Source organism: Thiorhodococcus fuscus (assembly GCF_042682685.1).
Lineage (GTDB): Bacteria > Pseudomonadota > Gammaproteobacteria > Chromatiales > Chromatiaceae > Imhoffiella > Imhoffiella fuscus.
Genome location: NZ_JBHUHX010000052.1, coordinates 1 through 16599, shown reverse-complemented (window position 1 = coordinate 16599; position 16599 = coordinate 1). Strand labels below are relative to the sequence as shown.

Annotated in this window: 11 protein-coding genes; 6 read left to right on the top strand and 5 right to left on the bottom strand. The window is 62.9% G+C overall.

Annotation, left to right across the window (positions count from 1 at the left end; genetic code table 11):
• Positions 1-236 precede the first annotated feature (236 nt).
• From ACFSJC_RS16970 to ACFSJC_RS16960, 3 genes are all read left to right on the top strand, one after another.
• Positions 237-1529 carry an OmpP1/FadL family transporter gene (locus tag ACFSJC_RS16970; RefSeq protein ID WP_386028389.1) on the top strand — a complete coding sequence of 431 codons (1293 nt, stop codon included), beginning with the start codon at positions 237-239 and terminating at the stop codon, positions 1527-1529.
• A 212-nt stretch (positions 1530-1741) separates the two neighbouring features.
• Positions 1742-2071, top strand: a complete 330-nt coding sequence (locus ACFSJC_RS16965; RefSeq protein ID WP_386028388.1) for a VanZ family protein — start codon at positions 1742-1744, stop codon at positions 2069-2071.
• Between the two features lie 106 nt (positions 2072-2177).
• On the top strand, positions 2178-4433 hold the full coding sequence (locus tag ACFSJC_RS16960) for a patatin-like phospholipase family protein (protein ID WP_386028387.1): 2256 nt from the start codon (positions 2178-2180) through the stop codon (positions 4431-4433).
• A 20-nt stretch (positions 4434-4453) separates the two neighbouring features.
• Here the strand turns inward: ACFSJC_RS16960 and ACFSJC_RS16955 are convergent, their stop codons facing one another.
• The gene (locus ACFSJC_RS16955) at positions 4454-4792 is read right to left on the bottom strand and encodes a zinc ribbon domain-containing protein YjdM (RefSeq protein ID WP_386028386.1); all 339 of its coding nucleotides are present in this window, start codon (positions 4790-4792) and stop codon (positions 4454-4456) included.
• 87 nt (positions 4793-4879) lie between these two features.
• Positions 4880-5470: an SOUL family heme-binding protein gene (locus ACFSJC_RS16950; protein WP_386028385.1), complete on the bottom strand. Its 591-nt coding sequence runs from the start codon at positions 5468-5470 to the stop codon at positions 4880-4882.
• Positions 5471-5624: 154 nt separating this feature from the next.
• Between ACFSJC_RS16950 and ACFSJC_RS16945 the strand changes: the two genes are divergently transcribed.
• Complete coding sequence (locus ACFSJC_RS16945; protein ID WP_386028384.1) at positions 5625-6860, top strand: EAL and HDOD domain-containing protein; 1236 nt, start codon at positions 5625-5627, stop codon at positions 6858-6860.
• Between the two features lie 143 nt (positions 6861-7003).
• On the opposite strand, the gene fliW is transcribed toward ACFSJC_RS16945, so the two are convergent.
• From fliW to ACFSJC_RS16930, 3 genes are all read right to left on the bottom strand, one after another.
• Entirely contained in the window at positions 7004-7423 is a 420-nt protein-coding gene (gene fliW / locus ACFSJC_RS16940) for a flagellar assembly protein FliW (RefSeq protein ID WP_386028383.1), read from the bottom strand.
• A 90-nt stretch (positions 7424-7513) separates the two neighbouring features.
• Positions 7514-8083: an FAD synthase family protein gene (locus tag ACFSJC_RS16935; RefSeq protein WP_386028382.1), complete on the bottom strand. Its 570-nt coding sequence runs from the start codon at positions 8081-8083 to the stop codon at positions 7514-7516.
• The gene (locus ACFSJC_RS16930; protein ID WP_386028381.1) at positions 8019-8966 is read right to left on the bottom strand and encodes a hypothetical protein; all 948 of its coding nucleotides are present in this window, start codon (positions 8964-8966) and stop codon (positions 8019-8021) included. Before ACFSJC_RS16930 ends, ACFSJC_RS16935 begins: the two co-directional genes overlap by 65 nt.
• Positions 8967-9010: 44 nt before the next feature.
• Between ACFSJC_RS16930 and ACFSJC_RS16925 the strand changes: the two genes are divergently transcribed.
• Positions 9011-9907, top strand: coding sequence for a hypothetical protein (locus ACFSJC_RS16925; RefSeq protein ID WP_386028380.1), 897 nt, complete (start codon positions 9011-9013; stop codon positions 9905-9907).
• Positions 9908-10258: 351 nt separating this feature from the next.
• Positions 10259-16599: DUF4347 domain-containing protein (locus ACFSJC_RS16920; protein WP_386028379.1), on the top strand; the 6341-nt coding region annotated here is incomplete at its 3' end.

The following is a 16599-nucleotide window of genomic DNA, read 5'->3' as shown; positions in this document are numbered from 1 at the left end:
TGAGGCTTCGCATACAGTGCGTCGCGGCCGAAAACCCTCACAAGGAGCGAGAGATGGCGATCTTCCAAGGCTTCACCACTGCCGCCGGGGAGGTCCGCGAGAGCCCAGTCTGATGTTGCGTTGCAGCAGCCGGTCATGATGCTGCGGTTCGCGCATGGCGTTGAGGATGAGGGTGGTTTTCCGAGGCCGTGAGACCGGACCCATAACTCAATTATCCTTATCGAAGGAAACGCCTCATGCTCAACAACAGGATCAGCTATTCCATCGCCTGCGTGCTCGCTGCAGGAGCGCTTGGCGCCCAAGAATCGGCCAATGCGGCTGGATTCTTGCTGCCGGAGGCCTCGGTCGTCGGCTTGAGTACCGCGAACGCGGTGGTCGCCAACACCGAGGAAGTGGGTGCCATCGCCTACAACCCGGCCATCATGGCCTTCCAGGAAGGCTCCAGCATTTCGGCCGGCACCATCCTCATCGGCCCCAGCTTCAGCGTCAAGACGGCGAGCGGCAATCATGACAGCCAGGGCGCCGATTGGCTGTCCTCGGCGCAGCTCCAGGCGGTGCTGCGGGTCAACGACCGCTGGAGCCTCGGCTTTGGCGTCACCGCGCCTTTCGGGCTTGAAACGCGCTGGGAGGACGGAACCTTTCCCGCCGTCAGCGGGACGCGCAGACTGCCCGTACCGCCGCCGCTCGATCCGGATGTCCCGCTCGGCCATCCGACCTCCAGCAAGCTGGAGATTCTGGATTTCTCTCCGACCGCGAGCTATCGCGTCAACGATCAGTTCGCCGTTGCCGCCGGACTCGACGTCTATTGGGCGAAGAGTGCCCAGCTGAGTTCCACCGTTGGCAAGCTGAGCGGGGACGGTACCGGTGTTGGTTTCAACCTGAGCGCTATCTACCGCGAGGGTCCCTGGAGTCTAGGTGCCTCCTATCGTTCTGCGGCGACCGTGTCGCTCGATGGTGATTTCGAGCCCAAGAGCGCGACCCTGGTCGCGCTTGGTGTGCTGTCTCCCGGACAGTCGGCCGAACTGGACGTCGATCTGCCTTGGCGCTTGCAGGTGGGTGCCCGCTACGCCTTCAATCCGCGCCTGGCCGTCGAGTTCGACATCACGCGCACCGGCTGGAGCGAATTCAACGACCTGAAGGCGACGGCAAAGAACTCGGGGCATGTGATCTTCAGCGACTCGAACGATTGGGACGACGCCAATGCCTATCGCATCGGCGCGACCTATCAGCTCAGCGACAAGACCCAGCTGCGCTTCGGGTATGCCTATGATGAAACCGGGCAGGGCGACAGCCACTTCAGCGCCCGCGTGCCGGACAACGATCGCCACCTCTTCAGCATCGGCGTCGCCCAGTCGCTCAGCAACGGCTTCCAGCTTGAGGCCGGCTATATGTACGTGCTCGCCGATCAACGCAAGTACCGCAGCCGTACCCCCTATGCCGGCAAGGATCTGAATGGAACCACTGCGCTCAACGGCGACTATGAAATGGACGCCCATTTGATCGGTCTGGAGATCGTCAAAACCTTCTGACCGACCATCGGCATCCCCGGATTTCCCCCGGGCCACGGGCACGACTCGTCGCCCGGGTGGAGAGGGCGAAGCCCGGGGATGCCGTCAGTCCGGACGCACCTGTTCGACATCCGTCGGTCTCACCAGTGGCTCCGTGCCGTTAGAATGCGGGTTTTCCGATTCTGCTCCGGTCACACACTATGTCGTTGGATTCATTGCGGCCGGCATTCAGGATGGCCTTCGTCGCGTCCCTGTCGCTCATTGCCTTTCTCGCCTTCGCCGAGTTCGATGAATCGCCTGGTTTGAGCTACGACAAGGCCAACCACCTGCTCGCCTTCCTGGTTCTGACCGGGCTGGCGGAGCTTGCCTGGCCCGCGCCGGCCTTGCTCGGTCCGCGACTGGTTGGCCTGGCGCTCTTTGGTCTCGCGATCGAGCTGGTCCAGGCGGTTCTGCCCTATCGCGAGGCATCCGGCTGGGATCTCCTCGCCGACCTGCTCGGCCTCGCGCTCTATCTGCTCCTTCGGCGGCTGACCCGGCCGCTGCTGAGTCGTCTGTTCGACTGAGCCCGTTCGTCCGGGAAACGGGGGAGGGCTGCTTTCCCCATTGCGATCCGTCCGTTAGACTCCGCGCCCATCTATTAGGCCTTCGGCGTTCATGGTGGGATTGCAGATGAAACAGCCTCTAGGCGTCCTTCTCGCCGTTCTACTCTGTCTTGTGGTCCCCCTGGCGACCCTGTTCTCGGGAGGCGTGCTGGCGGCGAGTTGTCATCTGCCCGAGCATCCGCGGATTGGTTTGGTTCTGAGCGGTGGCGGGGCGAAGGGATCGGCCCATATCGGGGTGCTCAAGGTGATGGAGGAGGAGCGGATCCCGATCCATGCCATTGCCGGCACCAGCATGGGTTCTCTGGTCGGGGGCGTTTATGCGGCCGGGCTGTCGGCGCGGGAGCTGGAGCGCCGTGTGACGCAGGTCGACTGGAACGATCTCTTCGACGACGATCCTGCGCGCAAGGATTGGCCCGAGCGTCGCAAGGAGTCCTCTTCCGTTGCGAAATGGAACTTCTCGCTCGGTGTCAATGACGGCCGGTTGCGCCTGCCCAAGGGCGCCATCTCCGGGCAGAAGGTGCAGCTCTTCTTCAACGATCTGGTCAAGGGTGTGGAGACCACGTCCGATTTCGATCATCTGCCAATCCCCTTCCGGGCCGTCGCTACCAATCTCGAAAACGGTGAGATGAAGGTCTTCGACCGAGGCCCCCTGCCGGTCGCCATGCGGGCGAGCATGTCGGTGCCCGGTGTGTTCGCGCCCATGGAATGGCAGGATCACATCTACGTGGATGGCGGGCTGGTGCGCAATCTGCCCGTGGACGTGGCCCGGTCCATGGGGGTCGATGTCATCATCGCAGTCAATCTGGGCTCGGGCTATCTGCCCCGCGAAAAGTTGGGCTCCATCCTCGGCGTGACGGGTCAGATGATCGCCATTCTGACCGAGCAGAACGTCAAGGTCTCGCTCGGCGAGCTGCGCAAGGGATGCGATCTGCTGATCCTGCCCGATCTGGGCGACATCTCGTCGAGCGATTTCAATCGTGCCAAAGAGGCCATCGCGACCGGCGAGGTTGCGGCCTCCAAGGTGCGTCGCGAGCTGCGTCGATTCAGTCTGAGCAAGGCCGAGTATGCGGCCTGGAAGGCCAAGCGCTTCGGACCTGGAGATCCGGTTCGACGGGTCGGGGACGTTCGGGTCGAGGGGTTGAAGCGCGTGAATCCAGGGCTCTTCGACGGGCTGGTCGAGTCGCAGGAGTATCAGCCGCTCGATCGCGAGCAACTGGTCGATGAGATTCAGATGCTCTACGGTCGAGGCGACTTCGAGCGCATCAGCTACCGCTTCCAGCCCCAGCGCGGCGGTTCGGATCTGCTGATCGTGGATGCCGTCGAGAAGGCCTGGGGTCCAGGCTATATCGGATTAGGGCTCGGCTTCTCGAACGACAATCTGGGCGACAGCCGGTTCGGACTGCGTGCCACCTACGATCAGACCTGGGTCAATCGGTTGGGAGCCGAGTGGAGTAGTGCCCTGACGGTCGGCAATGCCCCCAGGCTCTACTCCGAGTTCTATCAGCCGCTGAGCCTCGACCGCGCGCTGTTCGTTGCGCCCTACGTCGATGTCGGTATGAGCCCAGAGAGCGTCTTCATCGGCGATCAGCGCGTTGCGCGCTACGATCTGACCCGACTGCTCCTCGGGGCGGATCTGGGAACCGACATTGCCGATATCGAGGTGCGGGCCGGCGTCTATTATGGACACTCTCAAATGGATCTCGATACCGGATCGACCGAGCTGCCGGAAGGAGGAACCACCGATTCCGGCCTGCGCGTCAGGCTGCTCTATGACACGCTGGACAGCGTGGCCGCTCCACGCTCCGGTTTGCGGATCTCTTTGGAGACGCTCTCTCCGCTCAAGGCGATGGGGGCGGACGTCGACTATACCCGGGCATCCTTGAAGGCAACGGCCGCGCGCAGCTTCGGCGTCAATACCCTTGCCGGAACCCTCAAGGCGGGGACCAGCTTTGGCGCCGAGATGCTCTATCAGGATCAGTTTCCGCTCGGCGGGTTCCTCCAGCTCTCCGGCTATGCCAACGACCAGTTTCGCGGCAACGACATGGCCTTCGCCGGGCTGGCCTTCTATCGCCAGATCGCCTCCCTGCCTCCGCCGCTTGGACGCGGACTCTATCTCGGCGCCTCGCTGGAGGCCGGTTGGGTCGACGATGGCGTATTACACACCCAGGGGCGTGATACCGACGTCATTCTCAACGAGGGGGAAACGCGCTATGGCGGAAGTTTCTTCTTCGGATCCGATACGTGGCTGGGGCCTGCCTATCTGGGAGTTGGGCTGTCCGGGGACGGCGACAGCACCGTCTATGTCTTGATCGGCAACCGCTGATCGGAAGCGGGGCGCCGGTCTCAGCTCTTGCGCAGATAGCAGGCCTTGAGCATGAAGCTGCCTGCGTCGGTCTTGCAATCCACCTCGTGATCGCCGCCGACGAGCCGGATCTTCTTGATCTTGGTCCCGACCTTCAGCGTGGTCGAGCTGCCCTTGACCTTCAGGTCCTTGATCAGGACCACCGAATCGCCGTTCGCCAGCAGATTGCCGTTGGCATCGCGTACCGCGCCGTCCGTCTCGGCGGCATCGTTCGGTTCGTCCGGGGACCATTCGTGGGCGCAGTCCGGGCAGACGTAGAGCGTGCCGTCGGAGTAGGTGTTTTCGCTGGCGCAGAGCGGGCAAGGCGGGAAATCGGACATGAAATCATCCTGGTATGGGTTGGAAGGCGCTGCACGGTAGAGGTTCGTCGCCGATTTGGCAACCGTGCTCCGCGTTTCGAGACCGAATCAGGGCGCTGAAGGCTCGGCCACCTCAACCATGACCTCGTTGCGCCGCAGGAACCAAGGCGTGAAGGGCGGGTTGTAGCGGGCATAGCGGGGCGTTCCGATCGGTTGCAGTCCGGCCTGCCGGATCCCACGCAGCAGGCGGCTCTCCTGCTCCAGATAGTTGGATCGGGTCCAGCGTCCCGAGTAGCGCCGGACCGCCATCAATCTGGATGGCTCCTCGCGTAGCGTCACGCGCGGATCCGTTGGAACGGGCAGGGTGTCGAGCCGGTAGCCGGCCGGCATGACGAAGCTCAGGACATAGGTTCCGCTAGTGCCGTCGCCGTCCGAGCGTTGGATCACCGGGGCGGTCATCTCCAGCCGTTCTCCAGTCCCCTCTGCGGTCGTTTGAGTGACTGGTGCCGTCATTTCCAGCTTGGTCTGACTGCGGTTGTCGCCAAAGATATAGCCGGCCAGAATACGGAACGCCTGGTTGCCGACCGAGTCGAAATCTCCCGTCACCCGCGTCTCGGCGACCAGGTACGGGGCGTATCGCCGCAGCTCGAAATCCGGGTCGCTTTGGACCAGCGTGTAGTTGGGTTCTTCCACCGCCATCGCCAATATCCCCCATGAGAGCAGGATGCCGAACAGTGCCAGTATCCAAACGGATCTTTTCCATCTCCGCGTTCCTTGCGTTGCGTGGATTCGAATGTCTACCGCCGTGTCTTGTGGTTTCTCGTTTTGTGCTTCCATCTGATCGACATCCGTCATGACCAATGTCTTCCTCGGTGTTCAGCCTATTTTCGATCGCGAACGTCAAGTGGTCGCCTACGAGCTTCTATTTCGTAGCGGAACCGGAGGCGGCTTCGAAGGCAGCGGTGTGGACGGAGATTGTGCGACCTCTCAGGTGATTCTCAATGCCTTCGCCGACATCGGCGTCGATAAGCTCGGACGTGACAAGCTGCTCTACATCAATCTCACGGAGGGGATGTTGACGAGCGATGTCATCCAGGCCCTGCCGCCCGACCGCGTGGTGCTGGAGATCCTCGAAAGCGTGCAGGTGACGCCCGAATTGATCGAGTCCGTCCAACGCTTGGTCGATATGGGATTCAAGATCGCGCTCGATGATTTCGTATTCCAGTCGAGTTGGGAGCCGCTGCTTCGGATCTGTCACATCGTCAAACTCGATGTGCAGGGGGACGACGAGGACGCGATGCGCGCCAAGTACGCGTCGGTTTTCAAGAACGAGGGCCCCAGACTGCTGGCCGAGAAGGTCGAGAACCGCATCCAGTTCGTTCAGTGTCTCAACATGGGGTTCGATCTGTTCCAGGGCTATTACCTGGCTCGGCCGCGCGTCATGGAGGGGAAAAGACCGTCGGCCGACAAGATTCGCGTGATGCGGCTCCTGGCCGAGTTGCAGGACAACGATCTCAGCCTGCAGGAGGTGGAGCGTCTCATCGCCCAGGATGTCGCGCTAAGCTACCGACTGTTGCGTTTCCTCAGCGGCGCGTCGATCACGCAGGGGCGCACCATTCACAACCTGATGCAGGCGATTTCCCTGGTTGGCTTGCGCACCATCCGCCAATGGGCAGCCTTGGTGGCCCTAGGAACGCTGAGCACCCAGACGCCCTATTCCGTCACCCGGTCCCTGATCTATGCCCGTTACTGTCAGATCGTCGGAGAGCGCAATCTGCCGCGCGAGAAGGACGCCCTATTCACGGTGGGGCTTTTCTTCAACCTCGACGAGATCCTGGAGATTCCGCTCGTCGAGGCGCTCGCCTCGCTGCCACTGGATGACGCCCTCAAGGATGCGATCCTGTCGCATGAGGGCGTGCTGGGTCAGGTGCTGGCCAGTGCCGTGCGCTTTGAGGAGTTGAATGCATTCGGTCCTGTTCCTCCCTCGCTCGGACTGAGTGGAGAGATACTCTCCGCCTATTTCCTGGAAGCATTCGCCTGGGCTCGGGGCGTTCAGTCGCAATTGGCGGCACCCCTGTCGGCGGCTTGATGACGATGGCTGGTGTTCTCGCCCACCTCGGCGACACGTCTCTGTGCCGCCGAGGGTCCTCTTCCGCGCGCTTGATTCGCAGTGCTGTTCGATGGGGCTGGCGCCATGTGCGTGAGCGCGGCACCTGATTCGGTGGCTGTGGCTCAGGCGGAGATGTTCAGTGCGAGCTTGGGTTTGTCGATCACCTTCTGAATCCCCAGTCCCTTATCGGCATTGATCAAAATGGGACCCGTAATGTTGGCGTGCAGCCCGGGTTTGTCTGGAGATGGCGTTTCCGGCTTCCACACGATCAGCAGCACCAGGATCTGCTCCGGGTGCTCCGCTTGCAGCAAGGCCTCTTCCTCGTCGGTCAGTTGCAGCTCGTAGTTCAACGAATAGAGGTTCGGGTCGACCAGGGTGAAGATGACGTCGGGAGATGTGCAGGACTGCAACCGATAGACTCGACCTGCTTCGATGTCCGAGTAGGTCAGCCGATACTGAGTGTGATCCTCGAATCCTGGGATCCCATTGGGAAAGGTCAATTCCTCTGCTGCTTCGGCGGCAATGCGTTCTTCATCGGCCATGATGCATTCCTTTTCAGTGAGTTGGGGTGCGCCCACGGACGTTCGCATAGACGGCAGTGGTGGGCAAGGGGCGTTTTGCTCTGCGGGCGCTCAGCCTGGTGAGTTGCCGCCGGCAACGGGCGTATCGCGTATGCGCTCCTTGATGATAGTGCTGGACACGCCCTGCGTGTAGGGCAGCCAGACGCAGCGGATCCCCCTTGCGGCCAATGCGGGCTCCAGGTCGCGCCATCGTGGCGAGCCCGCCCACTCGTCGCTGACGAACATGACCTGCACGCCCCAGGACGCGATCCAGTCGGCAGCGGGGGTGGTGTCCGCGAGCGTGCCATCGAATAGGTCGGCCTCATCGACGCATGCCAGACCGCGAATCAATTCGAGACGCTCCTCGTCCGGAATGACCGGCGTTGCCGCCTTGCTGCGCCAGGCCGTCGCTGCCGTCGCGACCCCCACCTTGAGCCGGTCGCAACGCGATCTGGCTGTTTGCAGGAATCGCAGGTGCCCGACGTGCAGCAGATCGTAGACGCCAATGGTGCCGCCGACCAGGCTGGATGCTGGAGCATCAGTCGCCTGATGAGAACGCCAGGCCGGCAATGCCAAATCATGCGGATCGCGCTGCGCAAGCGAGTCCAGCAGGCGTTCGAATCGCTTCCGTTTGCCTTGCAACCATGCCTCCAGCAGTCGCAGATAGCCGAGCCCTCGTGAAAAGTCGTTGAACCGTACCAGTGCCGGATTGCTGAACCAGCACTCGTATTCGGGATCCGGCGTGCTCCAGCCCGGCCCGTATTTCTCTTCGAGCAGGATGTGCGGATCTTTCGGTATCCACATCGGTCCCCAAGCGGTCGGTCGTTGAACCAGCGTGAAGTCGGAGAACTCCAGCAGGCGGCTCTCGGCCAGCGGGCGGCCAGCAACCTCCGATCACCTTGCCGCGCTCTTTATCGAAGGTTTGACCGTTGAGGTCTAGCGTGATGCCCGTGTCGCGGTGCACGAAGGCGCGGAAATTGACCGCGTCGAGCGGGATCCAGGCCGGTTTCCAGCCCAGCGACGGCAAGAGCGCGAGCGCCCGCTCGAGCTCGGGGAAGGGCAGGGCGACGTCCAGATCCTTGTCACCGTCGAGCAACCGCCCTTCGCGGGTCAGTCCCAGCAGGGTGCCGTCGGTCGGGAAGGCGCGGATGCCCGCTGCGCAGAGCGCGGCGAGCGTTTTCTCCAGCAGACGCAATGCCTTTCTCGGGGGGAATGGCGGCGCTTTCGTTGGCGCTGCCGCTGGCCAGGGTAGGGTCGCTGCCAGATCGAGCGCCGGTCGCGTCGCCGCCAGAACCTCGGCTGTCTGGTTGAGGCGATAATGGGCCAGCGCCAGACAGAAGCCCAGCTGCACCCGCTGGAGTGGGATGGGGGCATTGGGGGCGTCGGGCGGGCGAGCCAGCGCCGCCGCGAAGTCCAACGCCGCCCGTTCCGGCGAACGGACCAGACGCTGCTGGGCCTCTGCGATCAATGCGGCGGCTGTTGGCGCCTTCGAATCGGCGGCTACAGTATTGCTCGGAGGGAACATGTCGATCGATCCTTATGTTTCGGCAAACAGCGGGTGACTTTCCGATGCTACCTCAGGAACCGCGCGCCCCCTCGCCCGATCAACAGGCCCTGACGGCCACCTGGCTGGAACCGCATCGGGAGGTCCTCATGCGGCTGTGGCAGTGTGTCCGCACCGAAGTCGATCGGATCTTGGGCGCCAAACAGCCGATCAAGGGCGGAAAACCCTATCCCTTGGGGCAGTGCCTGGAGATCTCCCAGGGCGCGCTCCAGCTCATGCGCGCCTGGCTGAAGCAAGATCAGGCGCCGAGCCTGCCCCGCGACGCGGCGCTCGGTTTCGAGGCATTGTGCCGTTTCCTCACTGCAGGCGGCAGTCTCCGCTCCGTGTGGGGCGTGCTGCGCGATCGATATTTCCAGAACGCCTTCCAACTCGGATCCTGGTATCTGGACGTCGCCAACGACAGCGTCGATCCCGCCAAGCCACAGGTCGAAATCCTGCCCTTCAGCGCGAGCGGGCTGGTAGCCGTCGCGGATTTCCACCAGTTCGCCCGCATCGCCGAATCCTACTGGGGTGGCCGAATCTACCCCAATCACCTGTTTCCCTCGCTGGCCCCCGACTTCCCCCTGCTGTCCGAGGTGGACGGGATCGGCTTGCGCCTGCAAGTGGGTAACGACTACATGATCGCGCTCAACCGCCGCGAGGGATTTCGGCCCGCGCGCGCGGTCTTGGCGCGCGGAGCGGTGCCGGAGGCGGTGAGGCACCGGATCGGAGCGGTCTTCGCCGAGGGCGAGCTGGGATTCCATCCGACCCAAGGCCAGGCGCTCGCCCTGAACGCCTGTGCGACGTATCGGGAGCAGGGACGGCAAGCGTCGACGGAGCATCGCGACGCGGCGGTCCGCCAATACCTGGCGGTCAATCGTCGACTGGCCGAGGTGGATAAGGCGAAGGCGCCGCTGCAGTAAGAACAGATTCCCGATTTTCTTAGGTGAAAATTGCTTAGCGTTTCAGGCGCTTGGGGAGAGAAGGAATGCGGCCAACATCAAGCGCCCTGTTTCGGAAACGCCTGCGGCGCCCAAGATATCCGACTCGAAGCCTTTGTTTGTGACCACCGTCACCCTTGCGCCGCTCGTTTCATTGATGATTCTCATCGGCCAGCCGATATACTCGGCTGGAATGCAGCGAGTGTCGCTCGGTGTTGGACTGCGGAGGTCTCACCGGACGCTGCCGCAAGCGGGATCCGTGAACCGCCTTGTCCTAAACGCTCTAGCAACACCGACCACCTGCTGATTCTCTCTGGAGCCACAGTGCCTACCATGACCACTCAAGCCGATACGCCTCTCTCTTGCATGATCCATTCTGCAAACCCTGAACGGACCGGTGGGCATCAGGAAGTCGCCTTTGTCGAAAGCAATATCGCCGATTATCAAATCCTGCTCGACGGCATTGACCCCAATGTGGAAGTGCATGTGCTTGATGCGGCGCAAGACGGCCTGGCGCAAATCGCCGGCATTCTTGCCGGACGCAGCGGCATCGACGCCATCCATATCCTTTCCCACGGCTCCTCGGGTAGCTTGCAACTGGGCAGCACCACGCTCTCCACGACCAACCTGAACGATAAGACAGACCTGCTCGCCACTATCGGGGCCACTCTGACGGAGGATGGAGACATCTTGGTTTATGGCTGCAATGTGGCTGCGGAGGAAGCAGGAAAGACGCTTGTTGCCAGTTTGGCGGCGATAACCGGAGCAAATGTTGTAGCGTCGGACGATTTGACAGGCAACGCAGCGCTTGGGGGCGACTGGAATCTGGAATATGTAGTCGGCGAGCAAAGTAAACGATCTCATCCGGTCATTGCGCCGTCCGTCTGGAGCGAATTCTCTGGCACATTGACGACAAATACGTTCGATTTTTCGTCTGTAACGACCGGGACGGCCAATGGGCGGCAGACCATCTCCCAAACGGTTGAGGGCGTCACCGCAACGGTCTCGTCCAACATCAATGATGTCAAGGTCAATGATTATAGCAATTTCGGCGGTACAAGCGGCAATGTCGCCAACAACGAGAATGGAGATACCACCGCTGAGGTGACGACACTGACGGTCACCTTCTCATCCGCAACGAACGTTACGTCATTTGTTGTTGGAACAAGTTACGGAGACACCGGTGCCAACAGCGAGTATTACGTTCTGACCCCGAGCGGAGGGGCAAATTCGGCAGTAAACACCTCAATTTCCAATATCGACAGCGAGTCATCGACAGTCACCGTAAATTGGACCGGCGTAACCAGCTTCACTTTTCAGAGAATCACGCATCCAACGGACACCAATTACAACGTTTCGACCAGCAGCAGCGGTAACCAACTGGGAGGCGAATTATTTATTGATACGATCGTTTTTGAAACATCAAGCACAGACGCCACGTCCACCGTGGTCGAAAGCGGATCCCTGACCGAACCCTCTCTCTTTGCCACCACGGCCGCCACATCCGGAACTGCGGCGCAGCTCCTTGACTTCACCATCACAGATGCTGGAGTGGACACCAATGCCACCGCAGTGACGACGCTCACGGTCGATGTGAGCGGCACCACCACGGACGTCGAGCGGGGCAACATGGTCTTTTTGCTCAATGGCCCCGACGCCAACAACGTTAGCGGTTCCTACGATAGCGGCACCGACAAGATCACTTTCTCCGGGTTGAACATTTCCGTGGCCGATGGCGGTAACGAAACCTACACCATCAGCGCCTATTACGACGACGACACCACCAGCAACGACATGACCGAGGGTCATACGCTGATCCTGACCACCAACGCGGCCAACTTCACCACCGGCTCCGGCAGTTCGACCATGGCGAGCGGACAAAACGATGTCAGCAATGGCTCCGGCGCTGCCGTCGATGTCACTGCCACCCAATTGGTCTATGCGCAAGCGCCGTCGGGCACCGTAACCAGCGGCACGGCGTTCGGCACCCAGCCGATTCTGCGGGCAGTGGATGCGCGTGGGAACGTCGACGCGGACTACGTTTCCGACGTCACCTTGACCGAGGACGGTGCGGGCACGCTCGGCGGCACCACGACCTTGGCCGCAGTGGCGGGCGTGGCGACCTTCACCGATGTCGAATACACCGCCGCCTCCGACGCCGACGCCGATTTCACCCTGACCGCCGCCAGCGGCGCTCTGAGTTCGGCCTCCTCCACCAACATCGATCCCGACGTGGTCGCGACCAAGCTGGTCTTCTCGACCCAGCCGGCACCGACCTCGATCGCCAGTGGTCAGAGCACCAGCTTCACCACCGCCCCAGTGGTCAGTGCGGTCGATGACGACGGGAGCGTCGATGCGGACTATGCCACCGACATCACCCTGTCGGTGACCGACCCCAACGACAGCACGGTCGATGGCACCGTCAATAGCTTGTCCGTCACCAGCGGCGACCAAGACGCCGACAACGCCACGGTCACCCTGACCCCATCCAACGGTGCGGTAACCTTCACCGGCCTCACCCTGCAATACACCAACAGCGGGGCGAGCGATGACCTGGCGCTGCACGCGACGAATTCGAGCGCGAGCTTCGAGATCAACAGCGCGACCATCACCTCGACGGCCAATCCTACGGTTACGGGCGTCACCTCCTCCTCCGACGATGGCGCCTACAAGGCGGGCGATCAGATCTCGATCCAGGTGACCTTCTCCCAGGCGGTCGACGTCACCGGCACGCCGCAACTGACGCTCGAAACCGGCACCACCGACCGCACGGTGGACTATGCGAGCGGCTCGGGCAGTACCACGCTGACCTTCACCTATACGGTGCAGGCCGGTGATACCTCGCTCGATCTGGACTACCTGTCCACCAGCGCATTGGCGCTGAACAGCGGCACGATCAATGCCACCAGCGGAGGTGCGGCGGCCGCGCTGACGCTGGCCGCCCCTGGCGCCTCCGGCTCGCTGGGCAACAGTAAGGCGATCGTGATCGACACGACGGCGCCCGGCGCGCCCGGTGCGCCCGACCTCAACGTGTCTTCGGACACCGGGCCTAACAACAGCGACGACATCACCAACGCCACTGCACCAAAGTTCCGGGTCTCCCTCAGCGGCTCCGACGCGGTGGCGGGCGATTCGCTGGAACTGCTGCTGGGCGGCGCCTCGTTGGCAACACCCAGGACCAAGACGCTCGATGCCACCGACATCAGCAACGGATACGTTGATTTCACGATCGCAAGCGGTGGCCTGGGGAGCGATGGCACCAAGGTTCTGACCGCCAAGATCACCGATGCCGCTGGCAACATCGGCACCGCTGGCAGCTCACTGACCCTTATTCTCGACACCGCCAACCCGGTGATTTCCACCAACAACGGGTCGCTGAGCTACACCGAGAACGACGCTGCGACGCCGATCGACAGCGGTGCCACTTTGATCGAGATCGGAACCCCCGGTTCCTCCGTGCTGACGGTGCAGATTTCCGCCAACGCGGAAGCGACCGATACGCTGTCGTTGGCCACCGGCACTTCGACCGGCATCAATATCAACGGCACCGATTTGCGTTCGGACAGCACCACCATTGGCACGGTCACGGCCTCCAGCGTCACCAATAATTCAACCTGGACACTGAGCTTCCTGTCGTCGGCTACGGCGACGGATATTCAAAACGTGATCGATGCGATCCGTTACCACAGCACGTCGGAGAACCCTGGCACTTCGGCCCGCACGGTGACCTACAGCCTGATCGACGGGGCCGGGAACCAGGGATCGAACACCCGCGACATCGCGGTGGCAGCGGTCAACGATGCGCCGAGCGCCGTGTCGCCGAGCAGCGGTTCGCTCAGCACCTATGACGGAGATGGTACGTCGGTGGCGACGCTGTCCGCCAGCGACGTGGACGACAGTGTCTGGACCTTCAGCATCGTCGGCGTGACCGATCCGTCCAGCGCGGATGTGACGAGCAGCAACCTGTTCGCGATCGCCGACGCGGGCAGCGTGGCCAGCACCGCGCTGACGGCGGCGAGCCCCTCCGGACTCACGGCGGGCACCTACACGGTGATCGTACGCGCCACCGATGGCGACGGACTGAGCCAGGATCAGGCGATCGCGGTGACGGTATCGGATGCGCTCGTGGTGACGACGAACGCTGTGGATGGTGTGGGCGGCGTTGATGCCACCTTGGGTGCGGATTACGCCGCAGACGTCGCCGACGGCAACGGTTTGAGCCTCCAGGAGGCGTCGCTCTACGCTGTGGGCGGAGGCAAGACGATCGTCTTCGACGCCTCCCTCGACGGCCAGACGATCGAATTCTATACGAGCGATGAAGACGCGACCCTAGTGGGCGGAACCACCCTCGACGCCGACGCGGTCGGCACCCTGACCCTCGGTTACAACAATGGCACCCTGACTGTCTCAGGTGCGCTGACCGTCACCAACGGCGCGGGCGACACCCTCACGATCCAAGGCATGAGCGGCGGCTCGGGGGCCTTGACCAAGATCGGCGCGGGAACCCTGGTCCTTGGCACGTGGGGAGGCGGATACGACACCACCCTGGTGTCCGCAGGCACCCTGTCGGTGGCGGCCGATTCGGCCCTGGGCAGCGGCGCGGTGACCCTGGAAGGCAACGCCATATTCGACACCGGCAACGCGACCGCTACCATCGACAATGCTTTTGCCATCGGCAGCGGCGGCGCCCGGTTCAACACCACGAGCGGCGGCGTCCTCACCATCAGCGGCGACATCAGCGGCACGGGCATGCTGACCAAGATCAACGCCGGCACCCTGACCCTGACCGGAACCAACAGCTATTCCGGCGGAACCCAGATCAACAACGGCATCGTTCAAGGCACCACATCCAGTCTGCAGGGGGCTATCACCAACAACAGCCAGCTGGTATTCGACCAGAGCACGGACGGCACCTATGCGGAGGTGCTGAGCGGCACCGGCACGGTGACGAAATCGGGCGCCGGAACGGTGACCTTCTCGGGCGCGAATACCTATACCGGGGCGACCACGGTGTCGTTCGGCACCCTGGTCGTATCGGGTGGTGCGGCCATCGCCGACACCGGAGCGGTGGCGGTTGCGTCCAGTGCCAACTTCCAGCTCGCCTCCAACGAGACCATCGGCGCGCTCAGCGGCGCTGGCAGTGTCGCCTTGGGCGCCAACAGTCTCTCTGTGAACCAAGCGACCGACACCAGCTTCTCCGGCATCATCGGCGGCACGGGCGGGCTGATTAAATCGGGGACTGGCGAGCTGACCCTGACGGGGACCAACACCTACACTGGGGCCACCACGGTTTCGGCGGGAACACTGGTGGCGTCGGGCGGCTCGGCCATCGCCGACACCAGTGCAGTGACGGTCGCCTCTGGGGCGACCCTCTACAGTGTTGGCTCGGAAACGGTCGGTTCTATCGCCGGAGCCGGTGGCATCGACGTCAACGGCGGCGTATTGACGGTTGGCGGCGACGATAGTTCCACCACCTTCTCGGGCGTGATCTCCGAAGGTTCTGAGGGCGGCGGCCTCACCAAGGTTGGCGCCGGCACCCTGACGCTCTCCGGTAACAACAGCTACACGGGGACTACAGCCGTCTCGGCTGGAACCCTCTCGATCGGTGGCGACGCCAACCTCGGCGGCGGCGCGGTGAACCTGTCGAACGACGCCACGCTGACCGTAACCGGCACCGGCGCTCAGACCATCGACAACGCCATCAGTCTCGACCTCAATGGCGGCACCCTCAGCTATGACAACAGCGCCAGCGGCGATGCGCTGACCCTCAGCGGAGCCATCACCGGCAGCGACCTCCTGACCAAGAGCGGCGCCGGCCTGGTGCTGATCGAAAATGCCACCAATACCGTCGCAGTAAACGTCAGCGCCGGCACCCTCGGCGGTAACGGAAAGGTCGGCGACCTCACCCTCAGCGCCGGCACCCTCGCGCCCGGCAACGGGGCTGGCGATCTCGATACCGGCAACCTCAGCCTCGCCAGCGGTGCCATCTACGCCGTCGAGCTGGGCGGCACCACCGTTGCGACCCAATACGATCAGGTCAAGGTCACCGGCACAGTCGACCTCGGCGGTGCCACCCTGAACGCCGCTCTGATCAACAGCTTCACGCCCACCAGCGGCGACAGCTTCGTCATCATCGACAACGACGGCAGCGATGCCGTCACCGGGACCTTCAGCGGTCTGGCCGAAGGCGCTAGCGTCACGGTTGGCGGCACCGACTTCACCATTTCCTACGTTGGCGGCGATGGCAATGATGTGGTGCTGACCGCGTTCAACAGCGCCCCGACCACCACCATCGCCAGCGGCGCCTATACCGAGGCCAGCCGCACCCTCGTGCTGAACGGCGCCCACTTCGACACCCTCCTGGAGCCCGGCGAGAACGCGAACACCGACATCCAGGGGCGCCTCGACTGGAGCAAGCTCGTCTGGGACATTGATGGCGACGACGCCGCTACCGCCAACGTCCGTTTTAGCGTGACCGACATCGCCTCGGCCAAGGTCACGGATGCCGGCCACCTGACGATCGTGCTCACCAGTGCCAAGGCCGCCGCGCTCTACGCCACCCCTGGCTATGGCTCCAGCCCTAGCGCCGACACCCTCGACATCAGTGCCGGCTTCGCCCGCGACCTCGCCGGCAACGCCGCCACCAGCGACGCCAAGGCCGATGCGCCACTCAG

What these genes read in the sequence shown, in the direction of transcription:
- ACFSJC_RS16970 (WP_386028389.1), top strand. Translation starts at nt 237, where the DNA reads ATGCTCAACAACAGGATCAGCTATTCCATCGCCTGCGTGCTCGCTGCA.
- ACFSJC_RS16965 (WP_386028388.1), top strand. Translation starts at nt 1,742, where the DNA reads ATGGCCTTCGTCGCGTCCCTGTCGCTCATTGCCTTTCTCGCCTTCGCC.
- ACFSJC_RS16960 (WP_386028387.1), top strand. Translation starts at nt 2,178, where the DNA reads ATGAAACAGCCTCTAGGCGTCCTTCTCGCCGTTCTACTCTGTCTTGTG.
- ACFSJC_RS16955 (WP_386028386.1), bottom strand. Translation starts at nt 4,792, where the DNA reads ATGTCCGATTTCCCGCCTTGCCCGCTCTGCGCCAGCGAAAACACCTAC.
- ACFSJC_RS16950 (WP_386028385.1), bottom strand. Translation starts at nt 5,470, where the DNA reads ATGGCGGTGGAAGAACCCAACTACACGCTGGTCCAAAGCGACCCGGAT.
- ACFSJC_RS16945 (WP_386028384.1), top strand. Translation starts at nt 5,625, where the DNA reads ATGACCAATGTCTTCCTCGGTGTTCAGCCTATTTTCGATCGCGAACGT.
- fliW (WP_386028383.1), bottom strand. Translation starts at nt 7,423, where the DNA reads ATGGCCGATGAAGAACGCATTGCCGCCGAAGCAGCAGAGGAATTGACC.
- ACFSJC_RS16930 (WP_386028381.1), bottom strand. Translation starts at nt 8,966, where the DNA reads ATGTTCCCTCCGAGCAATACTGTAGCCGCCGATTCGAAGGCGCCAACA.
- ACFSJC_RS16925 (WP_386028380.1), top strand. Translation starts at nt 9,011, where the DNA reads ATGCTACCTCAGGAACCGCGCGCCCCCTCGCCCGATCAACAGGCCCTG.